Origin of the sequence: Microbacterium sp. LKL04, from assembly GCF_900102005.1 — a bacterium.
GTDB lineage: Bacteria > Actinomycetota > Actinomycetes > Actinomycetales > Microbacteriaceae > Microbacterium.
In genome coordinates this window covers 1,625,426-1,649,598 of the sequence record NZ_LT627736.1, presented here as the reverse complement: position 1 = coordinate 1,649,598, position 24,173 = coordinate 1,625,426, and the positions used below count along the sequence as shown (strand labels likewise).

Genomic DNA, 24,173 nt, shown 5'->3' with positions numbered 1-24,173 from the left:
GTGGGCGCCATGACGGCGCGGATGTGGAACAGGGCGGACACGGCCGCCGTCCTCACCGAGCCAACGGCGGACGACGACAAGTATTCCCGCGGTGTGGTCGGGATGCGGACCGGTTCGGCCGCCTTCCCGGGAGCTGCGGTCCTCGGCGTCGAGGCGGCGTGGCGCACCGGCGTGGGGATGGTGCGCTACCTCGGGCCGGGTCCGGCCGCCGACCACGTCCTCGCCCGACGACCCGAGACGGTGACCGCTGACGGCCGCGTGCAGGCGTGGGTGATCGGGTCCGGGACGGATGCCGCGCACCGCTCGGCGAGCGAACGCGCGGCGCTCGTCGGCATCCTCTCGGCCGATGTCCCCGTCGTCGTCGACGCCGGGGCGCTGGACCTGGCCGTCGACGCGCCCGCTCCCGTCGTGGCGACGCCGCACGGTCGCGAGCACGCCCGGCTGCGCGCTCTGCTGGGACTCGATCCGGACGTCGACGATGCCGCGGGCACCGCTGGTGCGCTCGGCGGTGTCGTCGTGCGGAAGGGGGCGACGACCGTCGTCGCCGCACCCGGGATCGACCCGATCGAGGTCACCGCGCCGACGTCGTGGCTGGCGACCGCCGGGACGGGCGACGTCCTCGCCGGGACCGTCGGTGCCGTTCTCGCGGGGGTCATCGGACACGGGACGTCGCCGGGTGACCTCGGCGCACTGCAGCGGGCGGCGGCATCCGCCGTCTGGCTGCACGGACACGCGGCCGCGCTCGCCGTCGCGGCGCACGGCGGGGGACCGATCGTCGCGCTCGACGTCGCCGAGCACCTGCCGCACGCCGTCGCAGCGGCGCTCGCCGGGTGACGCGAGCGCATCGGCCTAGGCTGGAGGGCGTGACGAACCGCGTGCTGCTGTGGGCCGCGTTCGCCCTCGTCCATCTCGTCGTCGGTGTGCTCGGCTTCCTGCTGCCGAACGAGCCGATGGGCGACGTCTACCGCGTCTACGAACCCTGGTCGCAGGCCGTGTTCTCGGGCGGCGGGATCGTCGGCGTCACGCAGGACTGGGTGTATCCGCATCTCGCGCTTCTGCCGATGCTCCTCGCGCACGTGCCCGGAGCACTGGTCGGGAGCTACACCGTCGGGTGGGCGATCCTCGTGACGCTCCTCGACGCGGTCGCCTTCGCGATCCTGGTCGGCGCGGGCCGCTCGATCGGACGCCTGGGCGCGGCGGGGTTCTGGCTGGCGGCGATCGTCGCCCTCGGGCCCGTCGGGATGTATCGGATCGATGCGGTCTCGGTTCCGCTGGCGATCCTCGGATGCCTGTGGCTCCTGCGCCGGCCGGGTGTCGCCGGTGCGCTGCTCGCTGCCGCGACGTGGATCAAGATCTGGCCGGCAGCCCTCATCGGGGCCGCGGTCGTCGCGGTCCGTCGGCGGAGCGTCGTCCTCGGCGCGGGGGTGCTGGTGAGCGTGGCCGTCGTCGGCGTCGTCGTCGCCACGGGAGGCGCCGACCACGCCCTCGGATTCGTGACGGGTCAGACCGGGCGCGGACTCCAGGTCGAGGCACCGGTGAGCGCCGTCTACCTGTGGGGTGCACTCCTCGGCCTCGACGGGTGGACGGTCTACTACGACCAGGGGATCCTCACCTTCCAGGTCTCGGGACCCTTCCTCGGCACCGTGTCGGCACTCATGACGCCCGCGCTCGTCCTCGCCGCCGCCGCGGTCGTGGGGATCGGCGCGATCAATGCTCGTCGGCACGTCCCCTTCGTACGGCTGTTCCCGACGTTGGGCCTCGCCCTCACGACCGTCCTCATCGTCGTGAACAAGGTCGGCTCGCCGCAGTTCCAGACGTGGCTGTTCGCCATCGTCGCGTTCGGACTCGTCGTCGATCGCCGACGGTGGATCGCGCCCGGAGCGCTCGTGCTGGTGTCGGCCGCCCTCACCCAGTTCGTCTACCCCGTCCTCTACGACGGGATCGTCTCGCCCGAGGTCGTCGCCGTGAGCGTGCTGACGCTCCGCAACGTCGCGCTGATCGCGCTGCTGGTGTGGATGGTCGTCCGTCTCGTCCGCCTTCCCGTACCCGTCCGTTCCATCCACTGATCCGGAGGTCCCCATGATCGTCGCCTTCTCCGTCGCCCCGTCCGGGAACGGCAATCCGGACGGTTCCGTCCACGACGCCGTGGCAGCGGCCGTCGCCGTCGTCCGCGCCTCGGGCCTGCCGCATCGGACCACGAGCATGTTCACTGAGATCGAGGGGGAGTGGGACGAGGTGATGGCCGTCGTCAAGGGCGCGGTCGACGCCGTCCAACCCTTCGGGTCGCGTGTCTCGCTCGTGCTGAAAGCCGACATCCGTCCCGGGTACACGGGCGAGATCGACGGCAAGATCGCGCGCCTCGAGTCCGCGCTCGAATCGATTCGTCCCGAGGAGGGGAGCGGGACTACGATCCCTGAGTGACCTCGACCCCCACCCGTCCCCGCCGCGCCCTCCTGGCGCTGGCCGTCGGCAGCTTCGGCATCGGGATGACCGAGTTCGTGGTCATGGGGTTGCTGCCCGAGATCGCGCGCGAGTTGCTCCCCACCGCGTGGGCGAGCTCGCAGGAGGAGGCGATCGCCCAGGCGGGATGGCTCATCACGCTCTACGCGCTCGGCGTCGTGATCGGAGCTCCGACGATCGCCGCATCCGTGGCCAAGTACCCGCGACACCGCGTCATGGTGCTCCTGGCCGGCGCCCTGACCGTGTGCAACGCGCTGACGCTGATCCTGCCGACGTTCGAGCTCGTCGCGGCATCCCGTCTTCTCGCCGGCCTGCCGCACGGCGCGTACTTCGGGATCGGTGCGCTCGTCGCCGCCGACGTCATGGGGCCGGGGAACCGCGCCAAAGGCGTCGCGTTCGTCCTCACGGGCCTCACGGTGGCGAACGTCGTCGGCGTTCCGCTCGGTACGTTCCTCGGTCAGAACCTCGGCTGGCGCTGGGCGTTCGTGCTGGTCGTCCTCATCTTCGCCGCCGCGACCCTCGCGATCGCCCTCACCGTCCCGCACCGCCCCGGGGAGCCGTCGCGCACGCTCCGGGCTGAGCTCAAGGTGTTCCGGATCGGACAGGTGTGGTTCGCGCTCGGGATCGGCGCGATCGGCTTCGGGGGCTTCTTCGCGGTCTACACGTACGTCTCGCCGCTGGTCACCGAGGCCGCCGGGGCACCCGCCTGGCTCGTCCCCGTCGTGCTCGTGATCCTGGGATTGGGGATGACGGCGGGCAACCTCGTCGGCGGCCACCTCGCCGACGTCAATCTGATCCGATCGATGTTCGGGCTCCTGGTCCTCCTCGTCGTGACGCAGCTGCTCCTCGCGCTGACCGCCGGGTGGATCGTGACCGTGATCGTCTTCGTCTTCGCGGTGGCCTTCGCCTCGTCGGCCGTGAGCCCGACGATCCAGACCCGGTTGATGGACGTCGCCAGCGACAACCAGTCGATCGCTGCGGCCCTGAACCACTCCGCCCTCAACACGGGCAATGCGGTCGGTGCGGCTCTCGGCGGCGCGGTCATCGCCGCCGGACTCGGCTTCACGGCTCCCGTCTGGGTGGGGCTGCTGCTGGCCCTCGGCGGACTCGGGATCGCCGCCCTCAGCATCGGCCTCGAACGCCGCTCGGCCGCGCGCGCCCCGGCCGAGGTCTGACACGCCTCGTCCGAGGGCGCAACCCCGTCCGTGACGCTCGGCCTCAGTCGCTAGCGTCGGAGGCATGTCCCGCAACTCGCGCGTGTTCGCCTGCACCCCTGACGACGTCTTCGCCGTGCTCGCCGACGGGTGGCTCTTCCCGTCGTGGGTCGTCGGCGCGTCCCGGATGCGCGAAGTCGCCGAGACCTGGCCCGAGGTCGGTTCGCACCTGCACCACTCGTTCGGCGTGTGGCCGGCCCTGATCGACGACGAGACCGAGGTGCTGGCGTACGACCCGCCGCGTCACCTCCTCCTCCGTGCGAAGGGGTGGCCGATGGGCGAGGCGCAGGTCGACATCCAGGTCAGGCCGCACCGCGACGGTGCCGTCGTCCGCATCCAGGAGGAGGCCGTCGCGGGACCCGGGAGCCTCATCCCGCCCGCGCTCCTCGACATCGCGCTGCAACTGCGGAACGCAGAGACCCTCCACCGCCTCGCCTACCTCGCCGAGGGCCGCGCCGCGCGTCCGACCGATGAGACCACCGCCGAGGACGAGGGCGTCGGAGAATGAGCGACCTCGACGCGATCGTGGTCGGCGCGGGGCCGAACGGGCTCGCGGCGGCCGTCACCCTCGCCCGTGCCGGTCTCAGCGTGCGTGTGTACGAGAAGGGCGGCACCATCGGCGGCGGCGCGCGCACCATGGAGATGACCCTCCCCGGCTACCTGCACGACGTCTGCTCGGCCGTACACCCGCTCGCCTTCGAGAGCCGCTTCTTCCGCGAGTTCGGGCTGGGGAGGCGCGTCGACTTCGCCGTCCCCGACGCCTCGTTCGCCCAGCCCCTCGACGGCGGCCGCGCCGCGATCGCCTACCGCGATCTCGACCGCACCGCCGAGAGCCTCGGCCGCGACGGCGACGCGTACGCGCGCCTGATGCGCCCGCTCGTGGAGCGGGCGTCCGGCGTCTCGGACTTCACCGGTCACCCGCTGCTGCGCGTACCCGCCGACCCGGCCGCCGCCGTGTGGTTCGGTCTGCGGGCTCTCGAACAGGGGAGCGGGCTGTGGAACGCGCGCTTCGCGGAGGATGCCGCTCCGGCCCTGCTCACCGGTGTCGCCGCGCACACGATCCTGTCGCTCCCGAGCCTGGCGGCGGCGGGAGCGGGACTCGCACTCTCGACCTACGGGCATGCGCGCGGGTGGCCGATCCCGATCGGCGGCAGTCAGAGCATCGTCGACGCCATGGCCGACGACCTGCGCGAGCACGGCGGCGAGATCGTCACCGACCAAGAGGTCGAGTCGCTGCGGGAGCTGCCCGACGCGAAGGCCGTCCTGCTCGATGTCGTCCCGCGCGCTTTCCTCCGGATCGCGGGCGACGCCGTTCCCGCCGGCTACCGCGGTGCCCTCGAGCGCTTCCGCTACGGCGGCGCGGTCGCGAAGGTCGACTTCGCCCTCTCGGGTCCCGTCCCGTGGGCGAACGAGGAGGTCCGCTCGGCCGGCACCGTCCACGTCGGCGGCACGCGCGCCGAGATGGCGGCATCCGAGAACCTCATCTCCCGCGGCGGACTTCCCGACGCTCCCTACGTGCTGGTCGCGCAGCCGTCGGGGTTCGATTCGTCGCGCGCCCCCGCCGGAGCTCATGTGCTCTGGACGTACACGCACGTCCCCTCGGGGAGCACCGCCGATCGCGCCGACGCCGTCATCCGGCAGATCGAGCGGTTCGCGCCCGGCTTCCGCGACCTGATCGTCGGCATGAATTCGCGGAACGCGGTCGAGGTCGAAGCCGAGAACCCGAACTACCCCGGCGGGGACATCGCGGCGGGGGCTCCCGCCCTCTGGCAGCTGCTCAAACGGCCGGTCGTGTCGCGTGAGCCGTGGCGCACGCCGCTCGACGGGGTCTACCTGTGCTCGGCGTCGACGAGTCCGGGGCCCGGTGTGCACGGCCTGGCCGGGTGGCATGCGGCGAGGTCGGCGCTGCGCCACACGTTCGGCACGCGGATCTCCCCGGATCTCGCGCCGCGGTAGTCGGACGTCAGCTCTCGAGCAGGCGTCGAAGGTGGCGTCCGACGGGTTCGGTCTCGATGAGGAAGCCGTCGTGACCGAAGTCGCTCGAGAGGACGACCGTGTCGTCGTGGATGGTGGTGCGGATGCCGCGGCTGATGCGGTGCTGCCCCTCCACAGGGAACAGGCGGTCGCTGTCGACCCCGAGCACGAGGGTGCGCGCCGTCACCCGGGCGAGGGCCTCCTCGACGCCGCCCCGGTCGCGCCCGACGTCGTGCGAGTTCATCGCCTCGACGAGGGTCAGGTAGGAGTTCGCGTCGAACCGACGGGTGAAGCGGTTGCCGTGGAAGTCGAGGTAGCTCTCGACGGCGTAGCGACCGCCTTCGCCGAAGGGGCTCTTGTCGGACTGCCAGGACCGCTGGAAGCGCTGGTTCAGCTCCGTCGGGGTGCGGTAGTTCAGAAGCGCCATGCGTCGCGCGAGCGAGAGCCCCCGGTGGGGGCCGTCGCCGTCGGGAGCGTCGTAGTAGTTGCCGCCCGCGAAGCGCGGATCCATCTGGATCGCCGCGAGCTGGACGGAGTTCAGTGCGACCTGGTCGGCCGTCGTCGTCGGCGGCGAGCACAGCACGCCGAGACGCTCGACCCGCTCCGGGTGCCCGACCGCCCACTCCAGGGCGTGCATGCCGCCCATCGATCCGCCGATCACTCCCGCCCAGACGTCGATGCCGAAGGCGTCCGTCAGCATGACCTGTGCGGCGACCTGGTCGCGGATCGTGAGGAACGGGAAGCGGGAGGCCCACTCGTAGCCGTCCGGGGCGATGCTCGCGGGACCGGTCGACCCCTGGCATCCGCCCAGCATGTTCGGCGCCACGACGAACCAGCGGTCGGTGTCGATGGCCCTTCCGGGGCCCACGACATCTCCCCACCAGCCGTCGGTCGCGTGACCGGGGACGGCGTCGCCGCGCACGTGGCTGTCGCCGGTGAGGGCGTGCAGGATCAGCACGGCGTTGTCGCGGGCGGGGGAGAGTTCGCCCCACGTCTCGTAGGCGAGACGGATGCCGGGGAGGCTCGCCCCGCTCTCGGTGGTGAACGCGCCGAACCGCGCGAACCTGCGCTCCCCGATCGGGTCGCCGTCACGCCAGGCGCCGGTCGCCGGTGGGCGCCCGAGGAGCGACCGGGCGTCTGCCTCGGTCACCGGAGCCGAGGGCACCGTGTCTTCCGAGGTCTGCCAGTCCATACGACTATTCTCCCGGCCGATGGGGAGGGTCAGCGCAGTGTTACGGGGGCACGGACACCTTCGAAAGTTTCCGCCGAAAGGCGGGCGCGGGACCTTCGGACCCGTCGTTAGCTTCGGGAGATCACCATTCTGTGACCTGATCGCTCCACCGGAAGAGACCCTGATGACACGTTCCTGGCGCCGCACCGCCTCCCTCACGATGGTTACAGCGCTCCTGGCGTCGACCATCGTGGCATCCCCCTCCATCGCATCGGCGGACGACGAGGTCGACGCGGCCTCGATCGCCGTCGCTGCGCAATCACTGGCGAATCTGGATGAGTCACTGCTCCTTGCTGCATCCGATGGAGCCGGGACCGGGACGGTGCAGACCAGCCAGGGCACCATCGGTGTCCCGTCGCGGTTGACGGACGGGGTGTCTATACACTCTCCCGGGCGGTCGCCCTTGACGATCGATCTTCCCGAGGCGGACGCGGCGGGCGATGCCGTCCTCCTCCAGGGTGGGGCGGTGACCTACCCGGGTGAGTCCCTGACCAATTCTGTGATCGTCGGTGACGCGGGTGTGCAGATGCTGACGACGATCACTTCCGCCGACGCGCCGGAGCATCTCGAGTACGACGTCGACCTCGGCGTCGGCGAGTCGTTGCGATCGACCGAGGACGGCGCCGCGGTCGTCGCCGCTGACGGCACTGTCCTCGCCGTGGTCGCGGATGCCTGGGCACTCGACGCGGACGGCGACCCTGTCGCGACGCACTACGAGATCGAGGGCTCCACGCTCATCCAGGTCGTCGATCACCGCGCGGCGGGGGTCGCCTACCCGGTGGTGGCGGATCCGATCTGGATCGCTCCGTGGGTGTTCAAGTGCCTCCTGGGCCTCGGGCTCAAGGGGCCGCAGATCACGCAGGCCTTCGCCACCGGCACGATCTGGGGTGGCCTCGGCGCGGCCGCGCTCGCCTGCGCACTGGGCAAGTGATCGCCGTGCAACCTGAGGAGCTGGCACGGAGGATCGCGAAGGTCGATTCTCAGATCGCGGCGCACCCGCTGTCGAGCGAACGCGTTACGCAGGCGCATGCCGTCATCGAGGCGCACGGGGGCACGGACGACTCCGATGCGATCTCGCGCGAGTTGGCCTCTCGAGGGCTCCCGAGTCTGGTGGAGCTCGGCCGTATCCAGGCGCGGAGCTCGTTCAGCTGGTGGCGGCTCCACCGCAAGCGGCGAGCACTGCTCCGTCGCGCGGATCGCTAGGCGACCCGCGCGCGGCGGACCGAGGAGACGATCGAGTCCAGCACAGCGTTCGACTGACGCAGCAGCGGGCGGGACGCGGCATCCTCGACCAGACGGTCCATGAGCAGCTGGGTCCTCGACACGATGGGATGCCAGTAACCGCCGGGGTGGTGCCGGTCCAGATCCAGGCGCAGTGACCCGTGGTCCGTCGTGAGCACGGCGGTGCCGGGCGCCAGGTCGAGGTCCGGGTCGGTCTGCGTGATCATGACCAGGACGGAACTCCACAGGCCCGAGAACGCGCCGGGGAACGGGAACCGTGTGGTCCTCAGGTCCAAGGCGGCACCCCGGATCTCGGTCCAGTCGACCTGCTGCGTCACGGCGGGTCCATCTCGGTGACTGATGGTGTCCACGCCGAGGACGAGGTGACGCCGACCGGGATCGCCGATCGCGAGCCCGTCAGGCACAGCGTGAAGAGGTCCGTAGCGTTTCATCGTCTCCCCTCGAGCGTATCGGGCCGGACGCGCGACACCCCGCCGCGGTGACCCGGACGGGGTGTCGTTCTCCTGAGGAGGGGAGGTCAGGCGCGCGCGGCCTCGGAGTGGCGGCGCGCGGCGGCGAGGGCCTGGTCGAGGTCGGCCTTCAGGTCTTCGATGTTCTCGAGGCCCACCGACAGGCGGACGAGACCCGGGGTGACGCCCGAGGTGAGCTGCTGCTCCGGTGTCAGCTGCGAGTGCGTCGTGGACGCCGGGTGGATGACGAGCGAGCGGACGTCGCCGATGTTCGCGAGGTGGCTGAACAGGCTCAGCGCGTTGACGAACTCGCGGCCGGCGGAGACACCGCCCTTCAGCTCGAACGACAGGACCGCGCCGACACCCTTCGGGGCGTAGCGGTTCGCCGCGGCGTACCAGGGCGAGGTCGGAAGGCCCGAGTAGTTCACCGAGGCGACGTCGGGGTGGTTCTCGAGCCACTCCGCGATCTCCTGCGCGTTCTGCACGTGACGCTCGATGCGCAGCGACAGCGTCTCGACGCCCTGGATGAGGTTCCACGCGCTCTGCGGCGAGATCGCGGAGCCGAGGTCGCGAAGCAGCTGCACGCGCGCCTTGATGATGTAGGCGAGGGCGTCGCCGACCGCTGCGGTGTAGACGGCGCCGTGGTACGACTCGTCGGGCGTGGTCAGGCCGGGGAAGCGCTCGGAGTGCTCCGACCAGGGGAACGAGCCGCCGTCGACGATGACGCCGCCGATGGTCGTGCCGTGGCCGCCGAGGAACTTGGTCACCGAGTGGACGACGATGTCGGCGCCGTGCTCGAACGGGCGGATCAGGTACGGGGTCGCGATGGTGTTGTCGACGATGAGCGGCACACCGGAGGCGTGGGCGACGTCGGCGACCGTCCGGATGTCGAGGACGTTGATCTGCGGATTGCCGATCGTCTCGGCGAAGAAGAGCTTCGTGTTCGGGCGGACCGCACGGCGCCATTCTTCGGCGTCGTCCTGGTTCTCGACGAACGTCGTCTCGATGCCGAGCTTGGCGAGCGTGTACTTGAAGAGGTTGTAGGTACCGCCGTAGATCGAGCTCGACGAGACGATGTGGTCGCCCGCCTGTGCGATGTTGAGGATGGCGAAGGTCGAGGCCGCCTGGCCGGACGAGACGAGGAGGGCGCCGGTGCCTCCCTCCAGGCCCGCGAGGCGCTGCTCGAGCACATCCTGCGTCGGGTTCTGGATGCGCGTGTAGATGTTGCCGAACTCGGCGAGGGCGAACAGGTTCGCGGCGTGGTCGGCGTTGTCGAAGACGTACGACGTCGTCTGGTAGATCGGCGTGGCGCGGGCCTTCGTCACCGGGTCCGGAGCGGCGCCGGTGTGGATCTGCTTGGTCTCGAAGCGCCAGTTCTCGGGTGCGGACATGACATGGCTCCCTGCGTGGGTGGTCGGGTGGGTGGTCTGCGGCGACGGATGCCGCGGGCCCGACACCGACGTTACGAGCCGCGCCGCGGGAGGACAACGGAAGGGGACACGGAGCGTAACCTGCCGTGGTCCGCCGGCGCCCCGTGAGTCACTACCGTTGAGCGCATGGCGAATCGACGTGCAGTGGTGACCGGTGCGAGCTCGGGGATCGGTGAAGCGGTCGTCCGTGCGCTCCGCGAGAGTGGGTGGGACGTCGTCGGCGTCGCCCGTCGCGCGGCCCGGCTGGAGGCCCTCGACGTCGAGGTCGGGTCCCGGTCCTACGCCGCAGACCTCGCGAGCGAGGCGGATGTCGAAGCGCTCGCCGCGCACCTGGAGGACACCGGACCGGTCCACGCTCTCGTCCACGTCGCCGGCGGTGCGCGCGGAACCCAGCGCGTCGAGGACGGCGACCCGGACGACTGGCGCTGGATGTTCGAGGTCAATGTGCTGTCGGCGCAGCTCGTGACCTCCGCCCTCCTGCCGCACCTGCGCCGTGCGGCCGATGCCGATGGTCACGCCGACGCCGTCTACGTCACCTCGACCGCCGCTCAGACCGCCTACCCCGGCGGGGCCGGGTACAACGCGGCGAAGGCGGGCGAGGCGATGCTCGTGCACGCCCTGCGCCTCGAGCTGAACGGCGAGCCGATCCGCGTCGTCGAGGTCGCACCCGGCATGGTGCACACCGAGGAGTTCTCGCTCAACCGTCTCGGCGGCGACCGCGCGGCTGCCGAGAAGGTCTACGACGGCGTCGATCAGCCGCTGGTGGCCGCGGATGTCGCTGATGTCATCGCGTACGCGCTGAACGCCCCCGGCCACGTCAACCTCGACCTCATCACGATGCGTCCGGTCGCGCAGTCGGCGCAGCACCTGCTGGCCCGCGGGCCGCTGCGCCCGCGCACGGTCGAGAGCTGAGCCGCGTCAGCCTGCAGGGGGCGCGTCCGCGAACGCGACCTTCGGGACGAGGAGCAGCAGGAGAGCGGCGAGGAACCCGCCGGCCGCGCAGACGGCCCACACGGTGAGGTAGCCGCCGAGCGAACTGGCCGTCTGCCCGGCGACGGCACCGGCGCCCGCGGCGAGTACGACGCCGAAGACGGCGGACGAGAACGCGCCGCCGATCGTCTTCGTCGTGTTCGTCATCCCCGATGCCTCGCCCGTCTTGCCGAACGGTGCGGCCGCGGCGGCGGCTGCCGGCATCGCTCCTACAAGGGCGCCGCATCCGATGCCTGCGATCGAGAGGTTCAGCAGCACCTGCCAGACCTCCCCGTGGAACGGCAGGAACAGGGCGTAGCCGACGCCGACGAGCGCGGCCGCGGCGATGAGCGCGACGCGGGGACGCATGCGCCGCGACGTGATCGCGAACAGCACTGCACCCACGATGAGCGAGACGAGGTACAGCCCGATCACGTAGGAGCGTTCGGTGGCGTCGAGGCCCAGACCGTAGCCCAGGGACGAGTCCGTCCCCGCGTAGGTCGAGAGCGGTCCCTGGGCTCCGAGCAGGCTGATGCCGATGAGGAACGCGGTGGCTTGGACGGGCCACATGTCCGGCCGGGCGAGGACGCGCATGTCGATGACGGGATGCCGGTGCCTCAGCTCGTGACGGACGAACCACACGAGCACGCCGACGCCGAGCAGGAACAGTGCGGCGACGCCGAGCCAGGTCCCCGCGCCGAGCCCGAGCTCCCCGATGAGCCTCATCCACGCGAGGGCTCCGGTCACGAGCAGCAGCCCCCAGGCGAGGAGGATCACCCCGACGGTGTCGAGGCGCCGTTCGCCGCTCGGGGTGGACTCGGGCACCCACAGCCAGATGACCACCACGACGAGGGAGACGGCGGCGGCGGGCGCCATGAGGGTGAGCGCGAGGTCGCCGGTCGCCGCGTAGATGCGTCCGGCCGCGAGGGCGCCGACGATGGCCCCCGCTTCGAGCCCGACGACGAGCAGCCCCGCCGCGCGTCGGGTGAGGGAGACGCCGCGGTTCTGCTGCCTGCCGCGCTCGAAGATCAGGGCGACCTCGAGGGGCAGCCACACGACGTAGAAGCCTTGGAGCGACCAGAACAGGAGGAACGTCCAGAACGAGTCCGCGAAGACGAGTCCCCACGAGGCGAGGGCGGTCAGGACCGCGGCGACGAGCAGGATGCGCTTGTGCCCGAACATGTCGCCGAGCTTGGCGAGGATCGGGACGACGAGGGCGCTCAGCAGGAGCTGACCCGCCTCGAACCAGTTCACGTCCGCATCCCGGATCCCGAGGTGGATGACGATGTCGCTGAACAGGGGGACGTAGAACCCCTGCAGAATGCCGCTGACGATCTCGACGACGATGAACCACCCGATGAGTCCCGCCGTGATCCCCGCGGCGGAGGAACGCAGGGCGGACGAGCGCAGCAACGGTGCGGAGGAGGGCGGGATCCCGGTCACGAGCGCGAGCCTAGCGCTGGAGCGGGCCGCCGTCCCGCAGGTCGTAGTCTGAGGATCCATGGACGAAGGGATGCCGGTGGCCGCCGAACGCGAGACGTTGACCTGGGATGATTTCGGCGGGGCGACCCGCGACCTGGCGCGAGGCATCGTCGCGGACGGCTTCGCGCCCGACATCGTCGTCGCGATCGCTCGAGGCGGCCTGCTGCCGGCGGGGGCGGTCGCGTACGGCCTCGGAGTCAAGAGCTGCGGGGCGCTCAACGTCGAGTTCTACACGGGGATCGGGACGGTGCTCGATGCGCCCGAGATCCTGCCTCCCGATCTCGACCTCGGCGCCCTCGACGGCAAGCGCGTCCTCCTGGTCGATGACGTGGCCGACAGCGGCCGGACCCTCGCCCTCGCGGTGCAGCTGATCCGGGACGCCGGTGCCGACGTCCGCTCGGTCTGCATCTACACGAAGCCCGGCTCCGTCGCGTCGCCCGACTACTCGTGGCGTGAGACGGATCTCTGGATCGACTTCCCCTGGTCGTTCCGCGGCTCCGTCGCCGAAGAGGACGCGGGCCTGCCCGCGGGGGCATGAGCGGTCGGTCGCTCGACGAGCTCGCCGCCGGCGGGCTGATACACCCCGAGTGGGCCGAGGCGCTCGCCCCCGTCGCCTCCGACATCGCGGCGCTGGGGGACCGGCTGCGCGCCGACGAGCGCGGCTACCTGCCCGCCGGTGATCACGTGCTGCGCGCGTTCACGCGCCCGCTCTCCGCGGTGCGGGTGCTCATCGTCGGCCAGGACCCCTACCCCACCCCGGGGCATCCGATCGGTCTCTCGTTCGCCGTCGACCGGCACGTGCGTCCGCTGCCGCGGAGCCTCGGCAACATCTACGCCGAGCTGTCGAGCGATCTCGGCATCCCTCCGGCGTCGCACGGCGACCTGTCGGCGTGGACGGAGCAGGGCGTCGTGCTGCTCAACCGCGTCCTGACCGTCGCGCCCGGTGAGGCCGGCTCGCACCGCGGCTGGGGGTGGGAGCGCGTCACGGCGCACGCCATCTCGACACTCGTCGCCCGCCCCGAACCGCTCGTGGCCGTGCTCTGGGGCAAGGATGCCGCGAGCCTCGTCCCGATGCTCGGTGACACCCCGCGCGTCGAGTCGGCGCATCCGTCCCCGCTGTCGGCGCGGCGCGGCTTCTTCGGCTCGCGACCCTTCTCGCGGGTGAACGCGCTGCTCGAGGCGCAGGGGGCCTCTCCCGTCGACTGGCGACTGCCCGCCTGAGCCGTATGCTGGCGGCATGCTGGAGGACGAATACGAGCGCGATCGCCGTCGCCTTCCCCGCCACCTCCGTCGTCGTCCCGAACCCGAGCGGGAGTTCTCGTTCGAACTGCGCCCCGCCGTCCGCACCGACATGGCCGACGTGCGCGAGATCTACAACCACTACGTGGCGAACTCGGTCGTCACCTTCGACGAGAAGCGCTGGTCCCACAAGCAGTGGGTCGAGAAGTTCGACTATCTCTCGAAGCTCGGTCTGCCGTTCCTCGTCGCGGTGTCGCCGACAGGGCAGATCCTCGGCTACGGTCTCGTCTCGCCGTGGGCGGGCAAGAGCGGGTTCCGCTACACCGTCGAGAACTCGATCTATCTGGGACAGGCGGCGACAGGAAAGGGCCTCGGCCGGGCCCTCTTGGAGGGGCTCATCGCCGCGTGCGAGGAGAAGGGCATCCGCGAGATGGTCGCCGTCGTCAGCGACAAGGGAGCCGAAGCCTCCCTCGCCCTGCACGAGCGGCTGGGTTTCGTCGAGGTCGGCCGCATGGGCAAGGTGGGTTTCAAGTTCGGGCGCTCGCTCGGCACGATCTACCTGCAGAAGCACCTGAACCCGAAGAAGAAGGACACGCTCCTCACCCGCCTGCGTTCTCGCTGAGGTCGGCGGGACGCACGGCCGCACCGTCGGCCTGTACGCGGTCGATGAGCGCGCGCCAGGGACCGGTGGCATCGCCCACCACCGCCCGGCGATCCGTGTCGCCGTGGATGGCCGCGACCTCCCACGAGAACCGGTCCGCGCCGGGAGCGGATGCCGGGGGTTCCTCCCACGGGCACGCGTCGACGAGCGGCAGCCAGGCCTCCGCGTCGGTCCCCGCGACCTCGACGCGCCACGCGCGACGGAGTCCGGCGAATCCGCCGGTGCGGACGACGACGATCGTCAGCGGATCAACAGGGTGCAGCATCCTCCACGACTCCGACGCTCGCCCACGCGGTGCGGACGGCGACGGCCTCCTCAGAGTCTTCACCGTACTCCCGCGCCGCCGTCTCGGCAGTGGCGGAGGCGAACTGCGCGAAGGTGGCGGCGGCGGAGAGGGTGCCCGAGACGAGGGTGAGGTACCAGATGCGACCGGCGCGCTCCCAGGCGTAGCCGCCGAGAGCGGTCGCAACGAGGTGGAATGCTTTGTTCGGGATGCCGGAATTGATGTGCACTCCGCCGTTGTCACCAGAGGTCTCGACGAAATCGCGCATGTGCGAGGGCTGCGGGTCCTTGCCGAGCACGTCGTCGTCATACGCGGTGCCGGGGGCGGCGAGGGAGCGGAGGGCGGAGCCCGTGACCGCGTCGGTGAAGATCTCGGCGCCGACGAGCCAGGTGGCGGCATCCGCTGTCTGTCCCTTGTGGTGCTGATCGGTGAGCGCACCGAACACGTCGGCGATCGACTCGTTGAGCGCGCCGGACTGACCCGAGTAATCCAGGCCGCCGGCCGATTCGATGACACCGTGGCCCAACTCGTGCGCGATGACGCTGAGCGAGCGGGTGAAACCGGCGAACACCTCGCCGTCGCCGTCGCCGAACACCATGCGCTCGCCGTCCCAGAACGCGTTGTCGTAGGCGCGACCGTAGTGGACCGTGGCGGCGAGCGAGCCGCTGCGTCCGTCGAGACCGACGCGCTCGAAGGCCTCCCACAGGAACGTGAACGTCGCGCCGAGGCCGTCATAGGCCTCGTCGACCGCCGCGTCGCCGGTCGCGTCCGCCCCCTCGGCGCGGGCGGGCCGGCCCGGCAGTTCCTCGCGGTTCTCGGCGTCGGAGATGAGCCGGTCGGGATCAGGAGCGGCCGAGACGACGAGCGAGTCCCCTTCGACCGACAGATCGAGGTGGCCGCGCATCGGCGCGTAGGCGCGGGGGACCGCGAGGGTCGCGCGGGCGGCGGCGACGGCGTGCGGGAATCGTTCGGCCGGAGCGGCCGCGAGACGGGCGAGCAGGTACGGCGGGACGATGGCGTGCATGTCGCCACGCTAGCGCCCGCCGCCGACAGCGTGACGTCTCGTCACCGGTCCCGCGGGTCGATGACCGGGATCGAGGCGAGCAGCCGGCGCGTGTAGGCGACCTGCGGTTCGAGCAGCACCTTCTCGGTCGGGCCCTCCTCGACGACGCGGCCCTCGGTCATGACGACGACGTCGTCGCAGAGGTTCTGCACCACCCCTATGTCGTGCGAGACCATCACGAGCGTGAGGCCGTCCCTCCGGCGCAGCTCGCGGATGAGGTCGAGGATCTGCGCCCGGACCGTCACGTCGAGGGCGGACAGCGGCTCGTCCCCGACGAGGACGTCGGGGCGGTGGACGAGCGCGCGAGCGAGAGCGATCCGCTGACGCTGACCGCCCGAGAACTCGTGCGGGAACCGCTCGGCGGCATCGGCGGGCAGGCCCACGTCGCTCAGCACCTCGCGGACGCGCGCACGGTGGTCGCCGGCGATCTCGAGTGCGGAGAGAGGCTCTGCGACGATGCGCCCGACGCTCATCCGGGGATCGAGCGACCCGTACGGGTCCTGGAAGACGATGCCGGTGCGCCGGCGCAGCCAGTGGAGCGAGCGGGCCGACGCCGACCCGTCGACGGGACGGCCGTCGAACTCGACGGTTCCGGCGCTCGGTACATCGAGACCCAGGAGCAGGCGCACGAGCGTCGACTTGCCCGAGCCCGACTCGCCGATGATCCCGAGGGCGTTGCCTGCGCGGACGTCGACGTCGACGTCGTCGAGGGCGGTCGTCCACCGAGCCGGCTCGAACGGTCGGGACCGCGGCATCCGGTGTCTGCGCGTCAGTCCGCGCGCTCGCATCAGTTCGCTCATGCGCGGCCTCCCGGTCGCCAGAGGGTGGCGGTCGCGTCGCGGAGCAGTGCCTGGGTGACGGGGGACGCGGGGGAGCGCAGGAGGGTTCGGAGCGGCCCCGACTCGACGACGCGGCCGGTGTCGAGGACGACGGCATGGGTCGCGATCTGGGACAGCACGGCGAGATCGTGCGTGATGAACACGAGCGACATACCGTCCTCGTCGACGAGGTGGTGGAGCAGGTCGAGGATCTCGGCCTGGATCGTGACGTCGAGCGCGGTGGTCGGTTCGTCCGCGATCAGGAGCCGAGGACGGCAGGCGAGGGCCATCGCGATGGCGACGCGCTGCCGCTGCCCGCCCGAGAGCTGGTGCGGGTAGCGGCGGACGATGGCCTCGGGGTCGGGGAGTCTCACCCGACGCGCCTCGTCGACGGCCCGCGCCCACGCCTCGGCGCGCGAGATGCCGCGCTGATGGATGCGGATCGACTCGGCGATCTGCCGGCCCACCGTCCGGATGGGGTTGAGCGCTGTCTGGGGCTCCTGGAACACCATGCCGATCTCGTCGCCGCGCAGCCGCGCGAGGTCGCGATCCGGCATCCCGATCAGCTCCCGGCCGTCCCAGCGGACGCTGCCGCCGACCCGGGCGCCGTCGGGGAGCAGGCCGAGGATCGCGAGGGCCGTCAGGGATTTGCCGGATCCGGACTCGCCGATCAGGCCCACGCGCGCGGCGTCGCCGACCTCGAGGTCGATCCCGTCGACGACGCGACGACCGGCGATGTCGATCGTGAGTCCGGAGAGCGAGAGCGTCATGCCGTCACCGCCGCGGGAGGTTCGGCGCCGCGCGGTGCTGAGCCGCGGGACAGGGTGGGATCCGTGGCGTCGCGGAGCGCGTCGCCGAGGAGGTTGAAGCCGAGGACGGTCAGCGTGATGGCGAGACCCGGCCAGAGAACCGACAGCGGATGGACGCTGATGAAGCGCTGCAGGTCGGCCAGGAGCAGTCCCCAGGACGGCTGGGTCAGCGGCGCGCCGAACCCGAGGTACGAGAGACCGGCTTCGGCGAGCACCGCGACGGCCATGCCCCACGACAACTGCACGATGAAGACGGGGGCGACGTTCGGGAGCAGGTGGCGCCAGAGGTTCTGCGTCGGGGTCAGCCCCGAGGCGCGCCCGGCGAGGACGAAGTCGCTCCGGAGGATGCGACGCAGCTCGGGACGGGTGACGCGGGCGATGTTGACACCGAACCCGATGCCGACCGACACGATGACGACGAGCAGCGATCCGCCCCACACCGCCGAGATCATCATCGCGATCAGCAGCACCGGGAAGGCGATGAGGATGTCCACGATCACCGTGACCCCCTCGCGGACGGGCCGTGGCGTGAGCGCGCCGAGGGCGGCGAGCACGAGTCCGATGACGGTCGCGATGACACCCGCTCCCACGGCGACGAGCACCGTCGTCCGAGCCCCCGCCATCAGGAGGCTCAGGATGTCGCGTCCCGATCCGTCGGTCCCGAGCAGGTGCGCGGCGCCCGGCCCCGCCCAGCGGTTCGCGATGTCGACCCGTTGCGGGTCGAAGGGGGTCCAGAACAGGGAGACGAGCGCCGTCGCGGCGATCACGAGGACCACGATGACCCCGAACCGGCCGGTCCCCGACGCCCAGACGCGCCTCGCCCACTGCAGTCGTCGCATCACTCGGCCTCTCGCTGGCGCGGATCGAGGACGCGGTGCACGAGGTCGACGACGAACCCGATGACGAGGACGAGACCCGTGAGGACGAGGAGTTCGCCCTGCACCTTGACGAGGTCGCGGTTGCCGGTGTCCTCGACGAGCATCCGCCCGATCCCGGGCAGGCTGAACAGCTGCTCGATGACGACGGCGCCGACCATGATCCCGGCGACCTGAACGCCCAGCACCGTGATGACCGACAGGCCGACGCTCGGGAGCCCGTGACGAAGGAGCGCCTGCGTGCGCGTGAGACCCTTGGCGGCGGCGGTCCGCACGAAGTCCTGGCCCATCGCCTGCAGGGTCGCCGAGCGGACGAACCGCAGCAGCACGGCGCCCTCCACGACGCCGATGGTGACGGCGGGGAGGATCAGTGCACGCAAGGCCGCCGCAGGGTCCGCCCAGCCCGCGCGAGGGAAGCCCTGCGCCGGGAGCCACCCCAGGGACACCGCGAAGACGACCACGAGCATCATGCCCGCCCACACGACGGGCACGGCGGCGAGGGCCTGCGCGCCGACCGACACGGCGACGCCGTCCGGACGGTGCCGGCGCACCGCCGCGTGCACGCCGAAGGGGAGTGCGACGAGCAGAGCGATGACGAACGAGAGGATGCCGAGGGGCACCGTCACCTCCGCCTTCTGCAGCAGCTCAGAGACGACGGGCGTGCCGGTGAGCTGGGACTGCCCGAGGTCGCCGGTCAGGACCCCGCCGATCCACTGGCCGTACTGGACGGGGAGCGGCCGATCGAGTCCCAGCCGTTCGCGGATGCCGGCGAGCTGTTCCGGGGTGGAGCCCACCCCGGCGATCAGCTGCGCGATGTCACCCGGCAGGATCCGGAGGGTGGTGAAGATGAGCGCGCTGGCGACGAACAGGCCCAGCACCAGCAGGGCCAGTCGCGTCAGCGCGTAGCGGATCACCCCTCGCTCTTGGCCAGCTCGGCGACGTTCAGGCGCTCGTTCACGTTGACCGTCGGCATCCCGCTGACGTCCGACGCGACGGCGAGGACGGACTGCCCGTTGTAGAGCCAGTCGGCCGCGTCGTCCTCGGAGACGATGCGGGCGGCCTGCGTCAGCAGATCGGCGGCGGCTGCGTCGTCGGTCGAGGCGACGGCCTCGGCGTAGAGCTTCTGCACCTCGGGGTTGTCGTACGTGAAGTAGTAGTCGGGGTTCGCCCAGTTCTCGAAGTCGCGTGCCTCGGTGTGGAGGACGAAGCTCAGCTGGTAGTCCTTGTTCACGTACACGTCGTTGACCCAGGTGGGGAACTCGACCGGGTTCACTTTCAGGGTGATGCCCACGTCGCGCAGGTTCGAGACGAGGATCTGCGGGACCGTCGTGCCGTACGCGGAGGGGATCGTGAGAGTCAGGGACAGGTTCTCGGCCCCCGCCTCGGCGAGGAGCTGCCGTGCGGCCTCGGGGTCGAAGGGAGCGACGGTAGACAGGTCTTCGTAGCCCGGGTCGAGCGAGGGGATCGGACCGTACATCGTCTTCCCCGCGCCGAGAGCCTCGACGATCGAGTTCTTGTCGATGGCCTGCCGGATCGCCTTGCGCACGCGCGCGTCGGCCAGCGGGCCCGAGGCCTGGTTGAAGGCGAGCGTGCCCTTGTCGGTCGAGTCGCCGAGTTCGAGCGAGAAGTCGCCGGTGGCCTCGACCTGATCCTTCAGGTTCGCGTCGAAGCCGCTCAGGACGTCGAACTCGCCGGCGAGGGCGCCGCTGAGCGCGGCCTGGTTGTCGCTCACATACGAGAAGACGACCTCGGCGGCGGACGACGGGGTTCCCCAGTAGTCGGCGAACCGTTCGAAGACGATACTGTCGCCTTCCCGCCAGTCGGCGAGCCGGAACGGGCCGGTACCGTTGGCCGCGGTCTTACGGTCGATGGAGTCGCCCTCCTTGAGGATCAGACCGGCGCGGCCGGTCAGGCTCCAGAGCAGGGTCGAGTCGGGGGCCTTCAGCGTCAGCGTGATCTTCTGACCGTCGGCGGCGACGTCCGAGACGTTCGCCAGGCGCGCCGAGTCGCGGTACGTCGGGGTGTCACGCACCTGCGTCAGCGACCAGACGACGTCCTGCGGGGTGAGCGGCTGACCGTCGTGGAAGGTCACGCCCTCGCGCAGCGTGAAGGTGTAGGTGAGCTTGTCGGCCGAGACCTCGTAGTCGCTGGCGAGCGCGGGCACGATCTCCTGGTCGGGCGTGCGGGAGACGAGGCCCTGGTACACGTTGTCGATCAGGATCTGGTCGAGGGCGGACCCCGCGGTCTCGCGGATGTCGAGGTTGCCGGGCTCGAGCACGAGGCGAACGTTGACGGTCGCGTCGGGGTCGGGGGTTCCCGCCGATCCGGAGGGAGCCGGCTGCGAGCCGGTGCAGCCCGACAGGAGCAGGGCTCCGGCGGCGAGGAGCGCCGTGGCGGCCAAAGCGGTGCGGCGAAGCATGTGAGTGGGGGGTCCTTTCGGCGTCGATGGGCGTCGACGTCGACGCCGGCCCATCGCGGTGCTCGGTGCGCGTTACAGCCTAGAGTCCCGCGCGAGGAGTTCGGTCACGGGCCGTCATGAGTCGACCGCACGAGCGCCGCGAGGTCCTGGGGTCGCTCCTCGTGGACGTTGTGCGCCGTGTCGAGCTCGACGTGGCCGGCCTGGGGAACGCGGCGCAGGAACTCGGCGCGGTCGGCGTCGGTGAGGAATCCTCGGGTTCCCGTGACCAGGGTGAGGGGCGCGGTGACGGCGGCGAGGTCGTCCCAGCCGGCGGACGAGAGCACGCCGGCCTCCGCGCGCTGCGCGGCATCGACCGCGCTCGCCGCGTCGGGGTCGCCGGCGAGCCGGTTCGCGAGGCGGGCGAAGTGATGCTTCCACTCGACGCGGCCGTCGGGGCGGACCCGCGAGTTCAGGAAGACACCCCGGGTGGCCGCCTCGCGCGTGCCGCCGAGGCCGAACGACAACGCGCGGGCGACGAGTTCGTCCCGGTTCGCCCAGTCGGTCGGACCGGCGAAGAACGCCCGGATGGAGGACGCCGCGCCGTTCGGATCGATCCCGGGGGAGATGTCGACGACGACGAGCGAGCGGACGAGGTCCGGATGCCGCGCCGCGAGCGCTGCGGCCGTGAGGCCCCCGAGCGAGTGACCGACGAGGACCTGTCCGCGGCCGTTCGTCCATTCCCGGACGGCGGGCGCGATGTCGGCGGCGATGCTCTCGCCGGTGTACCGCGCGTCGTCCCGCCAGGAGGAGTCGCCGTGGCCCGGCAGGTCGAGGGCCAGTGCGGGCAGGCCCAGGTGCAGGATCGTCGTGTCCCACGTGTGCGCGTTGAGCCCCGCACCGTGCAGGAAGGTGACCTCCGGTGCGGCCTCCGGATCGCCGAAGCGGAGTGCGCTGATCTCACGGCCGTCGGACAAGCGGTGCGTCACACGGTGCGTCGCGGGCACGGGCACGCCGATGTCAGCCGCCTGTGCGGGGAGGAAGGAGAACTCGTCGAAGGCGGCGTCGCTCACGGTCCCCATTGTGACCGATGCCGGGTGCGGATGCCGCGACTAGGGTGACGACATGAGCGATCACCACCGTGTGCACCTCGCCCGGGCCGCGCGCCCGGCGTACGACGCCCTCGAAGCGTTCGCGAAGACCGTCGGGGATCTCGCAGCCGAGGCGGGGATAGATGCCCGGCTGCGCGAGCTCGCGCTCATCCACGCATCCCAGCTCAACGGCTGCGCGTACTGTGTCCGCGTCCACTCCGATCGGGGTGCGAAGGCGGGGCTCACCGTCGACGTCGTCGCGCAGCTCCCGGTGTGGCGCGAGTCCGGTGTCTTCAGCGAGCGTGAGCGCGCGGCGCTCGAGCTGACGGAGTCGTACGTCTTCATCCATGACGACGGCGTCTCGGACGACGTGTACGACCGCGTCGGCGGCATCCTCTCCGAAGAGGAGTACGTCGCGCTCAGCTGGCTGCTCGTCTCGATCAACGCGTTCAATCGCATCGCGATCGCCGGCCGCTACCCGGTTCCCGAGCGCCGCGCCGCGTCGCCGGCTCCGTGAGCGTCCTCGACGTCCCCGGCGCCTTCAACTTCCGCGACGTCGGGGGACTGTCGGCGGGGGAGGGGCGCACCCGGTCCGGCGTGCTGTTCCGCTCCGGCAACCTCGGCCACCTGACGACGGCGGGAAGGGACCGCGTGGCGAGCCTCGGCATCCGTCGCATCGTCGACCTGCGCGACGACGAGGAGCGGCGGTTCGAACCCTCCCAGGTCGACGACCTCGGGATCGAGACCGTGCATCTGCCCATGTTCGCGGGGTCGGCGTCGTCGTTCTTCGCCGACGACCTGTCCCTCGACGACGTGTACCGCGCTCTCGTCGACGGTTCCGCATCGCGGCTGGTCGATGCGGCGCGTGCCGTGCTCGAAGTCCAGCCCGTGCTCGTGCACTGCACCGTCGGCAAGGACCGCACGGGGCTCTCGGTGGCGCTGATCCTCGCGGCCGCCGGCGTGGACGAGGATGCCGTCATCGCCGACTACGCGCGGACCGAAGAGCTGCTCCCCACGGCGCGGAACGAGGGCGTTCTGCGTTATCTCCGGCAGCGGCATCCGAGGGCGCGTCACCTCGAGGATCTCGTGACCCGGTCGCCGGCGCAGGCGATGCGCGCCGTGTTCGACGACCTCCGGCTGCGGTACGGCGGCCCCGTCGAGTACCTGCAGGCGTACGGTCTGACGACCACCGAGACCGCGGAGCTCGGTCGAGTGCTCGTCGCGTGATGGATCGTCAGCGGGGGATGTAGCGTCCGTCGGCGAGACCCGCCTCGATCTCGAACCGGTTCGTCAACGGGTTGCGGCCCGCGAGCAGGTAGAGGACGGGCATGAGCATGCCGTAGCGCCGCCACTGTTCGCGGTGCACGGCTTCGTGGCGCAGCAGGCGGTCGTCGATGCGGCCGTCGCCGGTGAGGAAGCACCCGCCGACGCAGACACCGCCGCGGCCGAACGTGACCCCCGGCATCCCTCGGAACACCCAGAGCCCCGCTCGCCGTTCGATGCGGCCCGTCGACCACAGCGTCCCCCACGCGAAGCCGAACGCCGTCCCGGCGAGGTATCCCAGGCGGCTGAGAGGGGAATCGAGCAGGATGCCGGGGATCCAGCGGTCGAACCGTCGCCCGCGCGCCACGGCGCGCTCCGCTCGCGCCTCCCATCCCGCCGGAGGGACCGGACTCATGCGAGGGCCCCGAGCAGGCGGAGGATCGTGCCGAGATCCTCGACGGCGGCGTCGCGGGTCGCGGGGGCGAAGCCCGACAGCGATGCGCCGACCAGCGGCATCCGCTCGCGCAGTCGGGCGATCGACGCGGTGATGTGTGCAGGGTCCGCACCGAAGGGCACCGGCTCGAGGACTCCCACGACGGCCGCCGGGTCGAGGACGTCGAGGTCGATGTGGACGTAGACGGCGTCGGCGCCGGTCGCGGCGACCGCGTCCGCGAGAGCGGCAGGGTCGGCGAGGGCGCTCGCCGAGACCGTCGCGATCTCGGAGGTCTCCAGGAGGGCGGCCTCGGCGTCGTCGAGGTCACGGGCGCCGACGAGGACGCTGCGGGCGGCGGGGACGAGCGGAGTCGCGACGAAGGGCCCGGCCTCGATCGCGGCGCGCAGCGCCATGCCCGCCAGCGCGCCCGAGAGAGACGACTCCGGGGTGTGCAGGTCGCCGTGCGCGTCGAACCACACGACCGCGACCGACGGATGCCGCTCGGCGGCCGCGGCGATCGCCGGAACCGCGACCGCGCAGTCACCGCCGATGACGACGGCGGGCTCGTCACTGGAGGCGAGGACCTCGGCGAGGGCGTCGCGGACGCGGGTGAGGGTGCTGAAGCGACGGATGCCGGTGCCCACCGCCTCGCCGGCTTCGGCTGGGACCTCGACGCGCGTGAGGGCGGAGCGCGGCAGGTCGTCGGCGATCGCCTCGGCGCCGTCGATGAGGCGCATGGCGCGGGCGGACGGCGAACCCTGCCACTGCGGGACGACGAGGAATCGGGTCATG

The 24,173-nt window shown here is 71.3% G+C and carries 27 protein-coding genes; 13 read left to right on the top strand and 14 right to left on the bottom strand.

The window, feature by feature from the left end:
• The 6 genes from BLP38_RS08160 to BLP38_RS08135 all read left to right on the top strand — a co-directional run bounded on the left by BLP38_RS08160 (position 1) and on the right by BLP38_RS08135 (position 5,630).
• Positions 1–834 carry an ADP-dependent NAD(P)H-hydrate dehydratase gene (locus BLP38_RS08160; protein ID WP_091355751.1) on the top strand — a complete coding sequence of 278 codons (834 nt, stop codon included), beginning with the start codon at positions 1–3 and terminating at the stop codon, positions 832–834.
• 29 nt (positions 835–863) lie between these two features.
• Positions 864–2,066 (top strand): glycosyltransferase 87 family protein, encoded by a 1,203-nt coding sequence (locus tag BLP38_RS08155; RefSeq protein WP_091355747.1) that lies wholly within the window; start codon positions 864–866, stop codon positions 2,064–2,066.
• 13 nt (positions 2,067–2,079) lie between these two features.
• The gene (locus tag BLP38_RS08150; protein ID WP_091355744.1) at positions 2,080–2,421 is read left to right on the top strand and encodes a thiamine-binding protein; all 342 of its coding nucleotides are present in this window, start codon (positions 2,080–2,082) and stop codon (positions 2,419–2,421) included.
• Positions 2,418–3,635 (top strand): MFS transporter, encoded by a 1,218-nt coding sequence (locus BLP38_RS08145; protein WP_091355741.1) that lies wholly within the window; start codon positions 2,418–2,420, stop codon positions 3,633–3,635. The genes BLP38_RS08150 and BLP38_RS08145 overlap by 4 nt, the downstream gene beginning before the upstream one ends.
• A 64-nt stretch (positions 3,636–3,699) precedes the next feature.
• Positions 3,700–4,182 (top strand): SRPBCC family protein, encoded by a 483-nt coding sequence (locus tag BLP38_RS08140; RefSeq protein WP_091355738.1) that lies wholly within the window; start codon positions 3,700–3,702, stop codon positions 4,180–4,182.
• The gene (locus BLP38_RS08135; RefSeq protein WP_091355734.1) at positions 4,179–5,630 is read left to right on the top strand and encodes a phytoene desaturase family protein; all 1,452 of its coding nucleotides are present in this window, start codon (positions 4,179–4,181) and stop codon (positions 5,628–5,630) included. Before BLP38_RS08140 ends, BLP38_RS08135 begins: the two co-directional genes overlap by 4 nt.
• Before the next feature lie 7 nt (positions 5,631–5,637).
• Here BLP38_RS08135 and metX read toward each other — a convergent pair whose 3' ends face one another.
• Positions 5,638–6,840 (bottom strand): homoserine O-acetyltransferase MetX, encoded by a 1,203-nt coding sequence (metX, locus tag BLP38_RS08130; RefSeq protein ID WP_091355730.1) that lies wholly within the window; start codon positions 6,838–6,840, stop codon positions 5,638–5,640.
• 163 nt (positions 6,841–7,003) lie between these two features.
• Here metX and BLP38_RS08125 point away from each other — a divergent pair, with 163 nt between their 5' ends.
• Positions 7,004–7,810: a hypothetical protein gene (locus tag BLP38_RS08125; RefSeq protein WP_091355726.1), complete on the top strand. Its 807-nt coding sequence runs from the start codon at positions 7,004–7,006 to the stop codon at positions 7,808–7,810.
• Positions 7,811–8,078: 268 nt separating this feature from the next.
• Here BLP38_RS08125 and BLP38_RS08115 read toward each other — a convergent pair whose 3' ends face one another.
• Together BLP38_RS08115 and BLP38_RS08110 are read right to left on the bottom strand one after the other, a co-directional pair.
• Positions 8,079–8,552: a hypothetical protein gene (locus BLP38_RS08115; protein ID WP_231916463.1), complete on the bottom strand. Its 474-nt coding sequence runs from the start codon at positions 8,550–8,552 to the stop codon at positions 8,079–8,081.
• 86 nt (positions 8,553–8,638) lie between these two features.
• A complete protein-coding gene (locus BLP38_RS08110; protein ID WP_091355720.1) occupies positions 8,639–9,961 on the bottom strand; it encodes a bifunctional o-acetylhomoserine/o-acetylserine sulfhydrylase in 1,323 nt (440 codons plus the stop codon).
• 165 nt (positions 9,962–10,126) lie between these two features.
• Between BLP38_RS08110 and BLP38_RS08105 the strand changes: the two genes are divergently transcribed.
• Positions 10,127–10,912 carry an SDR family oxidoreductase gene (locus BLP38_RS08105; protein ID WP_172824680.1) on the top strand — a complete coding sequence of 262 codons (786 nt, stop codon included), beginning with the start codon at positions 10,127–10,129 and terminating at the stop codon, positions 10,910–10,912.
• A 6-nt stretch (positions 10,913–10,918) separates the two neighbouring features.
• Here BLP38_RS08105 and BLP38_RS08100 read toward each other — a convergent pair whose 3' ends face one another.
• Positions 10,919–12,364: an MFS transporter gene (locus BLP38_RS08100; protein WP_091359673.1), complete on the bottom strand. Its 1,446-nt coding sequence runs from the start codon at positions 12,362–12,364 to the stop codon at positions 10,919–10,921.
• Positions 12,365–12,470: 106 nt separating this feature from the next.
• Here BLP38_RS08100 and BLP38_RS08095 point away from each other — a divergent pair, with 106 nt between their 5' ends.
• The 3 genes from BLP38_RS08095 to BLP38_RS08085 are packed head-to-tail and all read left to right on the top strand — an operon-like array spanning position 12,471 to position 14,312.
• Positions 12,471–12,989: a phosphoribosyltransferase gene (locus BLP38_RS08095; protein WP_231916462.1), complete on the top strand. Its 519-nt coding sequence runs from the start codon at positions 12,471–12,473 to the stop codon at positions 12,987–12,989.
• The gene (locus BLP38_RS08090) at positions 12,986–13,672 is read left to right on the top strand and encodes a uracil-DNA glycosylase (protein ID WP_091355715.1); all 687 of its coding nucleotides are present in this window, start codon (positions 12,986–12,988) and stop codon (positions 13,670–13,672) included. The genes BLP38_RS08095 and BLP38_RS08090 overlap by 4 nt, the downstream gene beginning before the upstream one ends.
• Before the next feature lie 16 nt (positions 13,673–13,688).
• Complete coding sequence (locus BLP38_RS08085) at positions 13,689–14,312, top strand: GNAT family N-acetyltransferase (RefSeq protein ID WP_091355711.1); 624 nt, start codon at positions 13,689–13,691, stop codon at positions 14,310–14,312.
• On the opposite strand, the gene BLP38_RS08080 is transcribed toward BLP38_RS08085, so the two are convergent.
• The 8 genes from BLP38_RS08080 to BLP38_RS08045 all read right to left on the bottom strand — a co-directional run bounded on the left by BLP38_RS08080 (position 14,290) and on the right by BLP38_RS08045 (position 21,676).
• Positions 14,290–14,616 carry a protealysin inhibitor emfourin gene (locus BLP38_RS08080; RefSeq protein WP_091355708.1) on the bottom strand — a complete coding sequence of 109 codons (327 nt, stop codon included), beginning with the start codon at positions 14,614–14,616 and terminating at the stop codon, positions 14,290–14,292. The genes BLP38_RS08085 and BLP38_RS08080 overlap by 23 nt on opposite strands.
• Positions 14,600–15,658 (bottom strand): M4 family metallopeptidase, encoded by a 1,059-nt coding sequence (locus BLP38_RS08075; protein ID WP_091355704.1) that lies wholly within the window; start codon positions 15,656–15,658, stop codon positions 14,600–14,602. The genes BLP38_RS08080 and BLP38_RS08075 overlap by 17 nt, the downstream gene beginning before the upstream one ends.
• A 41-nt stretch (positions 15,659–15,699) precedes the next feature.
• The gene (locus BLP38_RS08070) at positions 15,700–16,452 is read right to left on the bottom strand and encodes an ABC transporter ATP-binding protein (protein ID WP_091355700.1); all 753 of its coding nucleotides are present in this window, start codon (positions 16,450–16,452) and stop codon (positions 15,700–15,702) included.
• A 41-nt stretch (positions 16,453–16,493) separates the two neighbouring features.
• Complete coding sequence (locus BLP38_RS08065; RefSeq protein ID WP_091355697.1) at positions 16,494–17,285, bottom strand: ABC transporter ATP-binding protein; 792 nt, start codon at positions 17,283–17,285, stop codon at positions 16,494–16,496.
• A complete protein-coding gene (locus BLP38_RS08060; RefSeq protein ID WP_091355693.1) occupies positions 17,282–18,163 on the bottom strand; it encodes an ABC transporter permease in 882 nt (293 codons plus the stop codon). Before BLP38_RS08060 ends, BLP38_RS08065 begins: the two co-directional genes overlap by 4 nt.
• Positions 18,163–19,113 carry an ABC transporter permease gene (locus tag BLP38_RS08055; RefSeq protein WP_091355690.1) on the bottom strand — a complete coding sequence of 317 codons (951 nt, stop codon included), beginning with the start codon at positions 19,111–19,113 and terminating at the stop codon, positions 18,163–18,165. Before BLP38_RS08055 ends, BLP38_RS08060 begins: the two co-directional genes overlap by 1 nt.
• Positions 19,110–20,618 carry an ABC transporter substrate-binding protein gene (locus tag BLP38_RS08050; protein ID WP_091355687.1) on the bottom strand — a complete coding sequence of 503 codons (1,509 nt, stop codon included), beginning with the start codon at positions 20,616–20,618 and terminating at the stop codon, positions 19,110–19,112. The genes BLP38_RS08055 and BLP38_RS08050 overlap by 4 nt, the downstream gene beginning before the upstream one ends.
• A gap of 104 nt (positions 20,619–20,722) precedes the next feature.
• On the bottom strand, positions 20,723–21,676 hold the full coding sequence (locus BLP38_RS08045) for an alpha/beta fold hydrolase (protein WP_091355683.1): 954 nt from the start codon (positions 21,674–21,676) through the stop codon (positions 20,723–20,725).
• Between the two features lie 43 nt (positions 21,677–21,719).
• Here BLP38_RS08045 and BLP38_RS08040 point away from each other — a divergent pair, with 43 nt between their 5' ends.
• Together BLP38_RS08040 and BLP38_RS08035 are read left to right on the top strand one after the other, a co-directional pair.
• Positions 21,720–22,202 (top strand): carboxymuconolactone decarboxylase family protein, encoded by a 483-nt coding sequence (locus BLP38_RS08040; RefSeq protein WP_091355680.1) that lies wholly within the window; start codon positions 21,720–21,722, stop codon positions 22,200–22,202.
• The gene (locus BLP38_RS08035) at positions 22,199–22,912 is read left to right on the top strand and encodes a tyrosine-protein phosphatase (RefSeq protein WP_091355676.1); all 714 of its coding nucleotides are present in this window, start codon (positions 22,199–22,201) and stop codon (positions 22,910–22,912) included. The genes BLP38_RS08040 and BLP38_RS08035 overlap by 4 nt, the downstream gene beginning before the upstream one ends.
• Positions 22,913–22,919: 7 nt before the next feature.
• Here the strand turns inward: BLP38_RS08035 and BLP38_RS08030 are convergent, their stop codons facing one another.
• On the bottom strand, positions 22,920–23,363 hold the full coding sequence (locus BLP38_RS08030) for a Fe-S oxidoreductase (protein WP_091355673.1): 444 nt from the start codon (positions 23,361–23,363) through the stop codon (positions 22,920–22,922).
• Complete coding sequence (locus BLP38_RS08025; protein WP_091355670.1) at positions 23,360–24,172, bottom strand: arginase family protein; 813 nt, start codon at positions 24,170–24,172, stop codon at positions 23,360–23,362. Before BLP38_RS08025 ends, BLP38_RS08030 begins: the two co-directional genes overlap by 4 nt.
• Position 24,173: the final 1 nt, after the last annotated feature.